Origin of the sequence: Shewanella khirikhana (assembly GCF_003957745.1) — a bacterium.
GTDB lineage: Bacteria > Pseudomonadota > Gammaproteobacteria > Enterobacterales > Shewanellaceae > Shewanella > Shewanella khirikhana.
Genome location: NZ_CP020373.1, coordinates 4,631,201 through 4,645,755 on the forward strand (window position 1 = coordinate 4,631,201; position 14,555 = coordinate 4,645,755).

General features: G+C 54.5%; 11 protein-coding genes. 4 read left to right on the forward strand and 7 right to left on the reverse strand.

Annotation, left to right across the window (positions count from 1 at the left end):
• Position 1: 1 nt before the first annotated feature.
• Complete coding sequence (locus STH12_RS20300) at positions 2-1,423, reverse strand: DNA cytosine methyltransferase (RefSeq protein ID WP_126169220.1); 1,422 nt, start codon at positions 1,421-1,423, stop codon at positions 2-4.
• A gap of 178 nt (positions 1,424-1,601) precedes the next feature.
• Positions 1,602-3,020 carry a DEAD/DEAH box helicase gene (locus STH12_RS20305; RefSeq protein ID WP_126169221.1) on the reverse strand — a complete coding sequence of 473 codons (1,419 nt, stop codon included), beginning with the start codon at positions 3,018-3,020 and terminating at the stop codon, positions 1,602-1,604.
• A 602-nt stretch (positions 3,021-3,622) separates the two neighbouring features.
• Here STH12_RS20305 and STH12_RS20310 point away from each other — a divergent pair.
• Positions 3,623-4,609 (forward strand): DUF1852 domain-containing protein, encoded by a 987-nt coding sequence (locus STH12_RS20310; protein WP_126169222.1) that lies wholly within the window; start codon positions 3,623-3,625, stop codon positions 4,607-4,609.
• A gap of 14 nt (positions 4,610-4,623) precedes the next feature.
• A complete protein-coding gene (locus STH12_RS20315) occupies positions 4,624-5,682 on the forward strand; it encodes a methionine synthase (protein ID WP_126169223.1) in 1,059 nt (352 codons plus the stop codon).
• Between the two features lie 222 nt (positions 5,683-5,904).
• Here STH12_RS20315 and rsd read toward each other — a convergent pair whose 3' ends face one another.
• The gene (gene rsd / locus STH12_RS20320) at positions 5,905-6,369 is read right to left on the reverse strand and encodes a sigma D regulator (protein ID WP_126169224.1); all 465 of its coding nucleotides are present in this window, start codon (positions 6,367-6,369) and stop codon (positions 5,905-5,907) included.
• A 458-nt stretch (positions 6,370-6,827) separates the two neighbouring features.
• Here rsd and hemE point away from each other — a divergent pair, with 458 nt between their 5' ends.
• Entirely contained in the window at positions 6,828-7,892 is a 1,065-nt protein-coding gene (gene hemE, locus STH12_RS20330; RefSeq protein WP_126169225.1) for a uroporphyrinogen decarboxylase, read from the forward strand.
• Between the two features lie 152 nt (positions 7,893-8,044).
• Here the strand turns inward: hemE and STH12_RS20335 are convergent, their stop codons facing one another.
• The 4 genes from STH12_RS20335 to STH12_RS20350 form a co-directional block, all read right to left on the reverse strand.
• Positions 8,045-9,472, reverse strand: coding sequence for a sensor histidine kinase (locus STH12_RS20335; RefSeq protein ID WP_126169226.1), 1,428 nt, complete (start codon positions 9,470-9,472; stop codon positions 8,045-8,047).
• A complete protein-coding gene (locus STH12_RS20340; RefSeq protein ID WP_126169227.1) occupies positions 9,472-10,230 on the reverse strand; it encodes a response regulator transcription factor in 759 nt (252 codons plus the stop codon). Before STH12_RS20340 ends, STH12_RS20335 begins: the two co-directional genes overlap by 1 nt.
• Positions 10,231-10,293: 63 nt before the next feature.
• On the reverse strand, positions 10,294-11,013 hold the full coding sequence (locus STH12_RS20345; protein ID WP_126169228.1) for a spondin domain-containing protein: 720 nt from the start codon (positions 11,011-11,013) through the stop codon (positions 10,294-10,296).
• Positions 11,014-11,024: 11 nt separating this feature from the next.
• On the reverse strand, positions 11,025-11,726 hold the full coding sequence (locus tag STH12_RS20350) for a spondin domain-containing protein (RefSeq protein ID WP_126169229.1): 702 nt from the start codon (positions 11,724-11,726) through the stop codon (positions 11,025-11,027).
• Between the two features lie 338 nt (positions 11,727-12,064).
• Here STH12_RS20350 and STH12_RS20355 point away from each other — a divergent pair, with 338 nt between their 5' ends.
• The gene (locus STH12_RS20355) at positions 12,065-14,530 is read left to right on the forward strand and encodes a putative bifunctional diguanylate cyclase/phosphodiesterase (RefSeq protein ID WP_237158889.1); all 2,466 of its coding nucleotides are present in this window, start codon (positions 12,065-12,067) and stop codon (positions 14,528-14,530) included.
• Positions 14,531-14,555 lie beyond the last annotated feature (25 nt).

A 14,555-nucleotide genomic window follows, 5' to 3' on the forward strand; every position in this document is an offset into this window, starting at 1 on the left:
GTTAACCAAAACCTAATTCTTGCTGTTCTGATTTGTCCTTAAATGTTTCTATTTGCTTGTTGAATTGGTCTCTCCACTCCGCATCACTGGTATTTTTATATCTAGAGTATTTAAACCCTTTGAGAGCAATAATATCAACATTATTGAGTAACTTTAAAATAAGCTGGCCTACAGCAAGCCCCATACCTAAAGGAACAGCATTACCAACTTGTTTATATTGCTGGATTATCGGTCCAGCTAGCTCCCAGCTATCTGGAAACTCTTGTATTCTTTTGTATTCCTCAACAGATATTGGCCTATCTTCTGTTGGGTGAGCTAGGTCAGTTGCTGGCATTGCTGGATGAGTGACCAAAGTTGGGGACGGTTTATCCCACGCTAGCCGCCTTAAAAAACCTGTTTTTCCTCCACCGGAATAAAATGATTTTCCCATAGCTTCTTTTTGTAACTCTATTGGTAAATCTTTCCAATTCTGACCAGGTTTGAGTAGGCGATAGTATTGCAATCTCTTTTCTGGAAAATTAAGGTGATTGTGGCTTTCAATATTTTTAATGCACGACTTTAAAGTTCTCCATTTCGGCAATCCAAACGAACCATCTTCTGAGTGTGTTGGTATCAAAAATGGTGGTTTTTTGCCGTCGCGAGAGCAAATGATAATTACGCGCTCTCTAATTTGCGGTGTTCCAAAATTAGCAGAGTTATATAAATTAAATGAAAATCCGTATCCGGAACTTTCGAGTCTATTAATTATAAAATTTAGCGCGCCGCCTTTTAGTTCATCCGCTTTTAAGTCGGGGAATTCCGGACCTCTTTGATCATGCGGTCTATGATCCATAGGACAAGATAAAAGCCCCCTAACATTTTCAATTACAAAATATTTCGGTTTCAGTTCAAGGCATAGCTCTAAATATTTTAAAAACACATTCCCTCTGTCGTCATTGAAGCCTTTTCGCTTTCCTGCGGTGCTAAATGCTTGGCATGGAGGGCCGCCCATAATCAAATCTATATCATCGTCATCTGACAATCCTGCGGCCTGTCTTATATCTGAACTAGAATATTCGTTGATGTCGGTTAGCAAGGCAGCATTGGGCCTATTCAGAGCAATTGTTTGCCTGCAAAATTTATCAATTTCACAGGCAAGACGGACGTCAAAACCTGCCTTTTCTATTCCTAGGTCAAGTCCCATGGCTCCTGAGAAGAAGCTCAATGCTATGGGCTTTTTTTTGTCAATTTTATAAACAGGATGATCTTCAGCTACTTTGTGGGCAGATTTGAGACCATAGTTTCTTAAGCTAGAGGCATCAATTACCCACGAACTACCAAGCTTTCTTGCCTTGAGTTCATTGGTTCTACAAAGGGTGCGGATCCGCTGCTCGCTAATATTTAGTTGTTCAGCTGCTTCTTTAATGGTAATTTCGGTACTCACTCTATGTTTCCTTTGCGAAACCTGTAATAGGTACCAATATAGCTGGATATGCATACATGTCAAGCCCTAACAAGCAGCAACGGACTGTCAAACCTGTCACTCAAATTGCCACGCAATTACGTGCCAGCTTTGCCAGCCGCTGTAGTGGGCGTTATCCTTAAGGTCATTTCCTCTGACATTAGCCCCGTGGCTTGCCTGAATCCTTGCCCTTTGGCGTCCCTGATCTGGCGGCGCTGGTTCCACGCTGTGGGTTGGCAGGTTTTTTTCGTTGCGCCGCTGCCCAAGGGTTTTTGGCTGCAGTGCCGCCTTCGCTTGCCCTTGGCTTTTCTGGGCGAGCTTTTGGTTGAGAGACGGGCTGAGAGTTGAGTTGAGAGCTAGGCTGAGAGCTGCGCTGAGCTTTGCGCTGAGAGCTGCGCTGAGCTTTTGGCTGAGACTTGGGCTTATAGTCGAGAATAGACACAGGGATAGGCTTTTTGGGCTCAAATCCCTCAATCACCCGCCGCTCAATCACATGCCCGAGACGGCTTTCAATCATACACAGATTCTTGAAATCATCTTTTGACAGCAAAGACACCGCTTCCCCTGTCATGCCCGCACGGCCGGTACGACCGATACGGTGAATATATTCATCCGGCGGGAATGGCAGATCGTAGTTCACCACCCGTTCAAGCTTATCGACATCAATCCCCCGGGCGGCCACGCCGGTGGCGACCAGATACTGCAAGCTGCCGTCTTTAAATTCACTCAACACCTGTTCGCGCGACGCCTGACTGCGGCCACTGTGAAAGGCTTCTGCGCGGATGCCACGCTTTTCAAGCTGGCTGACCAACTTGGCTGCACCATGTTTGGTTTCAATGAAAATCAGTGCCTGCTGCCATTGTTCAGTTTGGATAAGATGGCTCAGCAGTGCCGACTTGGCGTCCTTGTCGACCGTCACCAACCACTGGGAAATCTCTTTTTTGCTGGGCTTGGCGATGGCAATTTCAACCGGATCCGGCACCGCAGTTTTGGCCAGTTCGCGGATCCGTGGCGATAAAGTCGCCGAAAACAGCAGATTCTGGCGGTTCGTGGGCATACGGCTGATAAGGTCGTTAATGACCTCAATAAAGCCCATATCCAGCATGCGGTCAGCTTCATCCAGCACCATCACCTGGATTTCTTCAAAATACACAGCGCGCTGATGGTACATGTCTTTGAGTCGACCCGGCGTCGCCACCAGAATATCCACGCCCGCAATCAGCGCCTGCTTTTGGGCCTGCATATCCACACCGCCATACATGGCCAGCACGGTCAGCGGCAAATTCGCTGCGTAGGCGCCGAGATTGTCAGCCACCTGCACCACCAACTCCCGGGTTGGCGCCAGAATCACCGCCCGTACCCGTTTTTTCCGCTCGGTCTTACCCTGGCTTAAGCGCTCAATCAGCGGCAGCCCAAATGCCGCCGTTTTGCCCGTCCCGGTTTGCGCTGCGGCCAGCAGATTGCGGCCACTTAAGACTACCGGGATTGCCTTTTGCTGGATCTCGGTAGGCTGTTGATAGTTCAGCGACTCAAGTGCAGAAGTAATGGCGGGAGCTAATCCCAGACGGGCAAATGACATAGCAAATCCAACTCAGTGTTAAGGGCGGTAGCCTTAGTGTTAGGGCGGTAGCCTCAGGATGGGCGCGCATTCTATCGCTATTCATCCGGGATTCAAAGCCAGCGGTGCTTGATTGGGCCTGCCGACATTGAATCAAGTCAAGCACAGAAAGCCAGCCCAGAAAAGAGCCAGTAGATAGAGTCAGCAGATAGAGCCAGGGCTGCCATGCCATTGTGGCTGACCTAAATCCCGCACCCTGATAAATGCACAGCTACCCTGTGAGCCGAAAGGCTGATATTGCCGGGGCTCGTTTGCCAACTCATCCGCTTTACCTACGTCACAGCCCACGCGGATGCGGCTTTCGGTTCATGTTGAATTTGGCTCATGTTGAAGTCGTGGATCATTCAATTTGCTTCGACCTTCAGTGTCTGTATAAAGCTCTCCTATAGCAAGCTTTAGACGTTTAGATGGCTAAATGTCTTAGGTGCGACAGAGGTCATGGGGCTTAAGCCCGCTGATTCTGGCACAGGTTCACAGACACAGGTTCACAAATACAGGGATACAGCCAAACCCGCAGGCGCCAGTGAATATAGGCTGGTCAAGGGTTAATGGAGCGCAGCAGTATGAGTAACGAATTTTCTTTTTCAATCAAAAGCATCTGTTTTGATGAGCATTACGTCCCATCCGACAGCACCCGCATCACCACCAATTTTGCCAACCTGGCCCGGGGTGAGCGTCGCCAGCAAAACCTGCGCAATACCCTGACCATGATTAACGACAGGTTCAACTCGCTGGCCCATTGGGACAACCCCAACGCCAATCGTTACTCGGTTGAGCTGGAGATAGTGTCGGTGGATATCCAAATCGAAGCGCAGGCCAATGCCTTTCCGTCGATTGAGGTACTGAAAACCAACATCATCGACCACAAAACCAATGAACGGATTGAAGGGCTGGTGGGCAATAACTTCTCTTCTTACGTGCGGGATTACGATTTCAGCGTGTTGCTGCTGGAGCACAATAAAGGCAGGCAAGGGTTCAGCATTCCGGAAAACTTTGGCGAGCTGCACGGACGGCTGTTCCAGCATTTTGTGAAATCCGATGCCTACAAGAGCCAGTTTAACAAGCGGCCGGTGATTTGCCTCAGTGTGTCCGATAGCAAGGTGTACCAGCGCAGCACCAATCAGCATCCGGTGCTGGGCTTTGAATACCTGCCCAATGAGTCGTCACTGACAGAGCAGTATTTCAATAAGATGGGCCTGAATGTGCGCTACTTTATGCCCGCAGGCTGCGCTGCGCCGCTGGCGTTTTACTTCTTTGGTGACCTTCTCAACGACTACAGCAACCTTGAGCTGATTGGCACCATCAGCACCATGGAAACCTTTCAGAAAATCTACCGCCCTGAAATCTATAACGCCCATGCCGCCGCCGGACAGCGTTATCAGGCCGATTTAAAGAGCCAGCAGCACTCACTCACCAAAATCGTCTACGACCGTGAAGAGCGCAGCAAACTGGCAATTCAGCAGGGCAAGTTTGCCGAGGAGCATTTTATCAAGCCCCACAGGGCGTTCCTCGAGCAGTGGTCCGCCAATTTTTCTCAATCAGTTGCCTAAGCTCGGAGCAAATCATGAAAAAACTCTTACCTACCTCGAGTGCTGGCAGTTTACCCAAGCCGCTGTGGCTTGCTGAGCCCGAGACCCTCTGGTCGCCCTGGAAGCTTGAGGGCGATGCACTGCACGACGGCAAATGCGATGCACTGCGTATCGCCCTGCAGGAGCAGCAACAGGCAGGGATTGATATTGTCAGCGACGGCGAGCAAACCCGGCAGCACTTTGTTACCACCTTCATCGAGCATTTAAACGGGGTCGATTTTGAGAAGCGCGAGACGGTGCGCATTCGCAATCGCTACGATGCCAGCGTGCCGACCGTGGTGGGGCCTGTGTCGCGCACCAAACCTGTGTTTGTGGAAGACGCCAAATTCCTGCGCCAGCAAACCACTAAACCCATTAAATGGGCGCTGCCGGGGCCCATGACCATGATAGACACCCTTTACGATGCCCATTACAAAAACCGCGAGGCGCTGGCGTTCGAGTTTGCCAAAATCCTCAACGAAGAAGCCAAAGAGCTCGAGGCCGCCGGGGTCGACATCATTCAGTTTGATGAACCTGCCTTCAACGTGTTTTTTGATGAGGTAAATCAGTGGGGCATAGCGGCGCTGGAGCGCGCCATCGAAGGTCTTAAATGCGAAACCGCGGTGCACATTTGCTATGGCTACGGCATTAAGGCCAACACCGACTGGAAGCAAACCTTAGGCTCGGAGTGGCGCCAGTACGAAGAAATCTTTCCCAAACTGCAGCAGTCATCCATCGATATTATTTCGCTTGAGTGCCACAACTCCCGGGTGCCGCTGGAGCTTCTGGAACTGGTGCGCGGCAAAAAGGTGATGGTGGGCGCCATCGATGTGGCAAACCATGCCATTGAAACCCCGGAAGAAGTGGCGGCCACCTTGCGTAAGGCGCTGCAATTTGTCGATGCCGACAAGCTTTACCCCTGCACCAACTGCGGCATGGCGCCGCTGCCTCGCCAGGTGGCGCGCGGCAAACTGGCGGCACTCGCGGCCGGGGCCCAGCTTGTTCGAGAAGAGCTGGTTCGAAAAGAGCTGGTGCGTGGAGAGCTGGCTGGTTAAAAACTGGAGCATGAAGCGCTAACAACCAGGGCAAGTTAACGGCAACTCTGCCAGCGAGTAATCCTATCGCCGCTTATGCGGCTTTTCTCGGGGGCTCGGTTGATGATAGTGATAAGGCGCGGCGGCTAAGGCTCGGCGGCTAAGGTGCTTTATCCTCTGTGGGCAGATACAAAACAAAAAGCCGGCATCAGCCGGCTTTTTTGCTTAAGCGCAAACAAGCGCTTAAGAGTGTTTGGCGTGCAGCACTTCGAGCAGCTGATCTTCGAGCTGGAAGCGGGTTTCCATGGCGTCGCCGAGGTGGGAGAGGTCTTCATCGAGTTGCATCAGCACATTGTCATCGTCTGAGCCTGTGTACTTGTCGTTGAAGTCGAGTGCGGCGTCCGTGGTGTTGTGAATGCGTGGCAGCAACTGCTTGGCAATGGCCTGGCTGGACTGACCGTTGGTTTCGCAGGCGCTCACCACCCGGTTGTAGATTTCGAAGTGGCCTTCGGAGACATAATCGACCAAGAGGTCGCAGAAGGCTTTGACATGATCGGCAGAAGGCAGGCTCTGTCGCCCTTCATAGGGAGGTAAACCGGCAATTTGGCAATAGTGCACCAGCAGATTTCTGCGGTTTTCCAGCCACTGATCGATGAGCTTATTGGCTCCACCCCATCTTTGTTCTGCTCTTTCAAGCTGGCTCAGCATTTTTGGCCTCACTTCCTCAACAGTCCTTCCTCTACTGTAGGAGAGAAATCGGTCCTTGATCAACTGATTTTTGACGCTTTCAGTATCCCGTATGGAATGGACAAACCAGTTGTTTTGTATACAAAAATGACAAAAATAAAAAGCCCGGCGACAGAAACCTGTAGCCGGGCGAGTCAGAATATATGCGGGCTCGATGTGACGAGCTTCTTGATTGTTCTTGCTAGCGCAGAGTTTTTATACCAAAGGGGATCCCCCCACGCAACTTTTTTCTGCCTTCAAATTCACAAAGGCGTCATTTTCCCGTCATCTGTTGATCTTGATCAGAACAACTGCAGTTGGTTGGCAGGATCCGCTCCGGGGGCGGGATCAGGTCACATAAATGCACTGAGAAAGGTTACTTTATTCCCGTAAATGCTAAACTACCGCGCAGCTTTCCATAAGAACAGGAATCACGCCAAATGGCAGAATTGAAAAACGATCGTTACCTGCGCGCCCTGCTTAAACAACCCGTGGATGTCACTCCCGTGTGGATGATGCGTCAGGCGGGCCGTTATCTTCCTGAATACCGCGCCACCCGTGCCCAGGCCGGTGACTTTATGTCACTGTGCAAAAACGCTGAACTGGCCTGTGAAGTGACTCTGCAGCCACTGCGTCGCTATGAGCTGGACGCCGCAATCCTGTTCTCTGACATTCTGACCATTCCCGATGCCATGGGCCTGGGTCTGTACTTCGAAACCGGCGAAGGCCCACGTTTCGAGCGCAAGGCCGACACCCTGGAAGCCATCAAGGCACTGCCTATCCCGGATCCGGAAGATGAGCTGGGCTACGTGATGCGTGCCGTGAGCACCATCCGTCGCGAACTCAAGGGCGAAGTACCTCTGATTGGTTTCTCCGGTTCGCCATGGACCCTGGCCACCTACATGGTGGAAGGTGGTTCCAGCAAGGCGTTCGAAAAAATCAAACGTATGATGTACTCCGAGCCAATGGCTTTGCACCTGCTGCTGGACAAGCTGGCCGACTCGGTCATCCTGTACCTGAACGCGCAAATCGCCAACGGTGCCCAATCAGTGATGATTTTCGACTCCTGGGGCGGCGCCCTGTCTCACAGCGCCTACCGTGAGTTCTCACTGCGTTACATGCAGAAGATTGTTGATGGCCTGACCCGCGAAGCCGATGGCCGTAAAGTGCCTGTGACCCTGTTCACCAAGGGTGGCGGTCTGTGGCTCGAATCTATGGCCGAAACCGGCTGCGATGCCCTGGGTCTGGACTGGACCGTGGACATCGCCGATGCCCGTCGCCGCGTAGGCCACAAGGTTGCGCTGCAGGGCAACATGGACCCATCCATGCTGTACGCGCCAATCCCACGCATCGAAGAAGAAGTTGAGCAAATTCTGGCTGGCTTCGGCGAAGGTACCGGTCACGTGTTCAACCTCGGCCACGGTATCCATCAGCATGTGGATCCTGAGCATGCAGGCGCCTTTATCAAGGCGGTACACGAGAAGTCGCGCAAGTATCACAAGTAAGCGGCCGCTGCGCTTTACTGAATACTGCCAAAAGGCCCGCCAATGCGGGCCTTTTTGTTATTTAAAGCCGGTTATTTAAAGCCGGTTATTGAATGCCAATTGTTCAGGATGTGTCGCCTATGGGCTGGACGCTGTGGTATTTACACGGCCTTTCAGGCTGGCAGTTCAATTCTGAACTCACAGCCCTCACCGGGGCGGCTGACGGGCATCAGCTTCATGCCCAGCAGGCCGGTCAACTGGCGTACGATAGACAGGCCGACTCCCAGCTGCGGCAAATCCGTACTGCCGGTTTGCTGCCAGGCCGCCTGCAATTCGGCGCCCATGCCGGGGCCTGTGTCGCGAATGCTGATGGTCTGCTGCTCGCCCTCAAGCAGGCTGACAGAGATTTTGCCGCCCTGAGGGGTGTAGCGCAGCGCGTTGTCCACCAGATTGGCCAGCACCCGGCCAAAGAGTTGCGGATCGGTATGCAGCGACAAGGCGCCTGGATCGTCGATACAAAGTTCAATCTGTTTCTGCTGAGCCTTGGGCGCAAAGCACTGACCCAGCTCGTCCAGCACGGGCTTAAGCGGCGTTAGGCGCGAACGCACCCGTATCTGCCCATTTTCCAGCGCCGCCAGCTCCAGCAGCTCGCCAAGTTGCGATTTAAGTTTTTCCCCCGAGCGCATCCCGGCCTCAAGCCAGGCGGTGTCGCGCTGCTTTTCTGCGGTAATGAGGAAGGTTTCCAGATAACCCAGCAGTGAGGTCAGTGGCGTCTTGAGATCGTGGGATAAGTGCAACAAAAACTGTTGCCGGGCCACTTGCTGGTTCACCAGTTTTTGATGCTGCTGCGACAAGGTTGTCAGCAACAGATTGATATTATTGGCAAGACTTTCTATTTCGGCGCCGCCTCCATAATGCCCCGGCAATGTGGTGTGGCCCACTTCGGCACCCGACAGCCGCAGGGTTTCCAAATCTTTACTCAATCGCCTGAGCGGTGTGCTCAGCGCCTTGGCCAGCAGCAAAAACAGCGCTATCACAAAGCCAATGGCCAGCAGCATGCCGGCGCCAAGGCCGCGGCTCTGGATGTCACTGGCGAGCAGCTGATGCCAGCTGTCGTAAATCTCGCCGCCGATGATGACATAAAGGTAACCCGTGAGTTTGCCGCTGGGGTCTTTCAGCTCACTGACCGAAAAAATCTTTTGCTGCTTGCCGGAGCGCGGATCCGTGCCGGTAATCGGCAGGGGCTCGCCCCGCAAAAAGCGCGCAATCGGCGCCAAATCCACCTTGCCGGTGACGACCTTGTTTGGCGCGGCATCGAATGCCAGCACCTGTCCTGTGGGGCTTAGGGTATAAATCTCAAAGCTTGGCCCCAGCAGCATAAAGTCGTGAAAGGCTTCTTTGAGGGCGCTGTCGGAGGTGACACCCCGCGACAGCATGGGGTTGATATGGGCCATATGGGCCGCCAGCTCCAGATGCAGCGATTGCTGCACCTTGTCACGCCCCAGCCGGTGGCTTTGCTCCAAAAAGGCGCCGAGAGCCAGCATCAGCCCCAGCATCAATACGGTCGAGGCCAGCAGCAGCCGGGAAAACAGGGTTTTCATCAGTGCAATGCCGCCTGGGCTGCGGGAGGAGCAAATTTATAGCCCACGCCCCACACGGTTTGCACCAGCTCACGGGAGCCGGGGATATGGGCGAGTTTGCCCCGCAGACGATTGATATGGCTGTTGACCGTGTGCTCGAAGCCATCAAAACGATAGCCCCACACGGCATCCAGCAGTTGGGTGCGACTGAAAACCTGTTGCGGGTGGCGGGCCAAAAAGGCAAGCAAATCAAATTCTTTGGCGGTAAGGGGCAGGGGGTTGTCGAAGGCGACCACTTCGCGGGAGTCTACATCGATGCGCAGTCCCTCAAATTCGATCAGCTGCCGTGAAGGTGCGGCGGTCAGACGGCGTCTGAGCAGCGCTTTGGCACGGGCACGCAGTTCGAGCACGCTGAAGGGCTTGGTCATATAGTCGTCGGCACCGCTTTCGAGCCCAAGAACTGTATCGGCCTCGCCATCGCGGGCGGTAAGCAGCATCACCGGCATCTCCTGGCCTGCGTTTCTCAGTTGCTGGCACAGCAACAGGCCATCGCCATCGGGCAACATGCGGTCGAGCAGCACCAGATCGATACGCTTGGCCTGCAGCAGCGCCTTGGCCTGATGCAAAGAGGCGGCGTGAAAGACCCGGAAATTAAGGGCCGTCAGGTTAACCATAATCATTTGGGCCAAATCCTGCTCGTCTTCCACAAGCAGGATCTGCACCCCTCCTTCCATAGCATGGCTATCTTTGGTGTTGCTTCCATTAATCTGATAAGGCATCACACAGGCTCCGGCGGTGACAGGTAACAAGATGACCCGACGCCGGCGCCTTTTCTTTCACCCTTATTCGGTGCGTGTGATGGTTACCTTGAGCACAGGGTTGTCGAACTTGTGTGACGCGTGCAGCACTGAGTCGGCCAAACCATCGTCCTGGCTGATAACACCCGGATGCACATGAACCCGGTTCACATCGTCCCGCGCGGCGTTAAAACCTTCGCCGCCATCGGCTGGGCCGGGGATGGTGCCTTTGGCTTCGGAGTTGGCCTCGGTACCTGCATCGTATGCCATCAGCCTCAGGCTCTTGCTGACGCCATTTTCCATGGACTCGATATCCATGGCGTTGAAACCGCTGAAAGCATCATTGGTATTAACCAGCATGGTCAGCAGCGACAGGGCATCTACCTTATCTTCTGCGAGTGTGAGCGTGAGGCTTTCACTCATGCCCGGCGGCAAAATGCCTGTGCCGCGCACCAGGGTATCAACACCGCTGATGGCATCGAGTCCGCTACTGTCGCCACCTTCGGCCAGTTGCTCCAGCGCCACGCTGGCACTTTCACCTATTTGCCACAGTGCTATGTCATCATCATGACTGACAAGCGCCAGCGGCGACATCGGCTGATTGGCGGTGAGGTTGGTGACTGTAACTTCAAAGCTCTTCATCACCACTGGAGGTGGCGCAGGTGGCTCCGGCGGCGGTGGTGGCAGATTGTCACTGTCGGAGCAGGCTCCCAGCCCCAACAGGGCAAGCGCCAGCAGGCTGGTTTTCATGGGAAGCTTATTCATCTTGAGCCTCCTTATTTCACAGTGACAACCACGCGGGCCACGGGGTTGAGCCAGCGGTGGATACGGCTGTCGAGATCAGAGGCGCCGCCATTGGGGTCGGTGTCACCCAGCACGCCGGGGTGGATATGCACCTTGTCATTGGTTGAGCCGTCGGCCACGCCGGTGCCGTTGCTGCCGCCATCACCGCCGGGTGCTGCCGGAATACCTGGCTGGCCCGGAGCGCCCGCGCCATTGATGATTTCATCGTTGGCTTCGGTACCGGCATCGTAGGCATTCAGATACAGGGTGTAGGTACCAGGCTCGGTGGGAATAGGCCAGCTATCCAGGCCGATAAAGGCATCGTTGGTGGGCAGTACCATGGCGACCACACTCAGGTGGGTTTGGCTGCCACTGTCCATCATGACGCCGGACACGCTGCTACCTGCAGCCATCAGGCCAGCTGCGGGGTTTTGTACTGTTACGCCACCGGCGCCTTCGACCTGAGTAACCAGCTCGTCGATAGCGCCGCCTTCGGCCATTTTTTGCAGCGCGGCAGTGGCCATTTCGCCACTTTGGAACAGGTGCATATCAGCGCCATGGGCGGCAATCAGTACCGGAGTAAAGTGGTTGCCGTGGGTGAGGTTGGTGATGCTGATGTCCAATTCGGCGGCGTTGCCGATAAAGGGCAGGGCAGCGGCAAGCAGGGCGCCTGCGGGCAAAATTTTGTGGGCCATGGTGTCTCTCCTTTTTGTGATTGATGGAGAGCAGCATCCCTTGAGAACTTCACTCAAATATCGCCGAAATATCACAAAAAAATCACAGAGTGCCGGTTGTTTGTGCCAAAAAATGCGCTAAGTCAAAGCGAATTGTCATGGATTTAGGCAAGCTGCCGCTGTTTTTGCATTGGAAGGCACAAGACTGGTTTCGGCGCGGCCGCAAATAAGGTATGTTTCGCCGCGTTATCGCAGTACCCGGCAGGTATTTGACCTGCGTGGGGTGAACACAGCCGTGGTTTAAGATGCACATTGGCAGAAAATTTCTGGTTTTCATTGCGGGCTTTTGCGTGCCGGCAATGTTGCTGGTCTATTGGGGATTGGGGCTTTGGTTCGACAACAAGGCATCGTCCCTGCTTGAGCAGAACATTTCTCAGGAGCTGGCGAGTATTCGCGAGCACTATCAAAGCAGTGTCAAACGGCAGCTGCTGCTCAGTCACATCTATGCCGGGCCGTTAAAGGCCTTACCGCCGGAGGCGCAGGCCAGCATGGACTCGGCCTGGCACGAGCGCACCCATGCGCTGGGGCTGCACTTTTACCGCTTTACCGACGGCGGCCTGTCGGTGCTTGGGCAAAGCACAGACGCAGGCTTGCCCGATGACGTATTGCAAACGCTGGCGCTTGACGATGAAGTCGTCGGCGCCGTGCTGCTCGATAGTGGCCCCCATATCCTCACCTCCATTCATATAGGCGACGCCAGAGTATTGGTGTCCCGCGCGCTTTCCGACAACGAACTCAATCGCCTCGGGCAAACCGGCTTTGTGGAGCGGATCCGCATGGTGCCTGTGGCGGGCAGCCCCGCTGACGCCCATCTGGTGCCCATCGACAGCCTGGGCGCCACACCGCTGGCATTGCAGGTCAGTTTTGGCACTGCCGATTACAGCGGATTGGCTATTACGCCCGACTGGGTGGTGTGGGGCATTTTGGGCCTGGGTGTGTCTGTGTTGGCACTTGGTTATGTGTGGATCCGCCGCAGTCTGGTAGCGCCACTGCGGGGACTGATGGCGCAGCTTGGCAATATCGACCCCAGCGCCAGTGAATATCAGCCACTGAGTGCCGAGGGCTGCACCGAGGTGCGGCATTTCTCAAGGGTAAGCAATCAGTTACTGGCGGAAATCTTTGCCCAGAAAGAGCGGGCAAGGGCGATTCTGGAAGGCATTGCCGATGCTGTGCTGCTGACCGACACCCAGGGACAATTGCTGTATCTCAATCCGCCTGCGGCCCGGCTGCTTGGGGTTGAGGCCGGGCAGCTCGAAGGCAAGAGCCTGGTGGCCGAGCTGGGCCTGAAGACATCCACCATCTCCGACTTTCTTATCGGTTCCGGCCAGCAGCGGCGTCAGGGGCGGCTTCGCTTTGCCAATAAGCTGATGCAATACAGTTTGAGCCGTATCGAAGATCATCAAGGCCAGCTGCAGGGAGCGCTGATGGCCCTGCGGGACGTGACAGCCGAAGAGCGGCTTAAGGCCGAGCTGCGCCGTCAGGCCGAGGAAGACACCATTACCGGCCTGCCCAACCGCGCCACTTTCGAGTCGCGGCTGCAAACCATCAGTGGCGATGTGGGCTCGGCAGCTGTCTGTTACCTCGATTTGGAGCAATTCAAAATCATCAACGACAGCTGTGGTCATCTGCAGGGCGACAAGATGTTGCGGATGGTTGCCAGAGCACTGCAAAGCTGCCTGAATTCCAAAGAAATTCTGGCGCGTTTGGGGGGCGATGAATTCGGCATTCTGCTGCTTGGTCGCAGTGCCCATGAAGTGGCCATGGTGCTTAAAGAATTGCAGCGGCAGTTGTCGATGCAGGTGCTGGAATATCGCGGCCAGTGTTACCGGGTCGGTGTGAGTATTGGGGTCGCCTTTGCCCGGGCGCCTTTGCCACCGCTGCAGGAGCTGTTCAAAGACGCCGACATTGCCTGCGTGGCTGCCAAACGTAAGGGCTGCAACCAAATCCACTTCTACGATGACAAAGATAAAGAGCTGAATTATCAGCGTAATGCGCCTAAATGGGCCATGCGCATTGCCCATGCGATCCACAGCCACGAGCTGGAGCTTTACTACCAGCCCATCCATGCTTTGGATGCGGGCAACCCGCGTCAGCGGCTGGAAGTGCTGCTGAGAATTCGTGAGGCCGATGGCCGCATTTTGCCGCCGGCGCAGTTTATTGCCTCGGCGGAGCGCTTCAAGCTGATGCCCGAGGTCGACAAGGCCGTGGTATCAAAGGCCATGCAATGGCTGGCGGCCCGTCCTGAGCTCTGGAGCGACCATTGCCTGTCCATTAACCTGTCGGGCAATTCGCTCGGGGTTGAAGGCATGGAAACCTTTATTGTTGAAGAGCTTAAACGTACCGGTGCCCCTTCAAGCTGTATCTGTTTTGAAATCACCGAAACCTCGGCCATTCAGAACCGTCAGCGGGCATTGGATATGCTTAGAAACCTTCGTAAACAGGGGTTTGCCTTCGCTATCGACGACTTTGGCAGCGGCTTTGCGTCTTACGGTTATCTGCGTGAGCTGCCGGTGGACTATGTGAAAATCGACGGCTGTTTTGTGCGTCAGTTGGCGGGCAATGCCAAGGACTACGCCATTGTGAAATCCATTCACGATGTGTGCGCCGTGATGGGCATAGAAACCGTGGCGGAATTCGTCGAGAGCCAGGACATCATCCGCAAACTGGAAGAAATAGGCATCAATTATGCCCAGGGTTATGCCGTCGGCAGGCCCAAGCCGCTGGAGGACTACCACGGCCGGCCGCAGTTGGCCCGATTGGCCTGATATTGCAAGTTTCCCCCGATTGTGA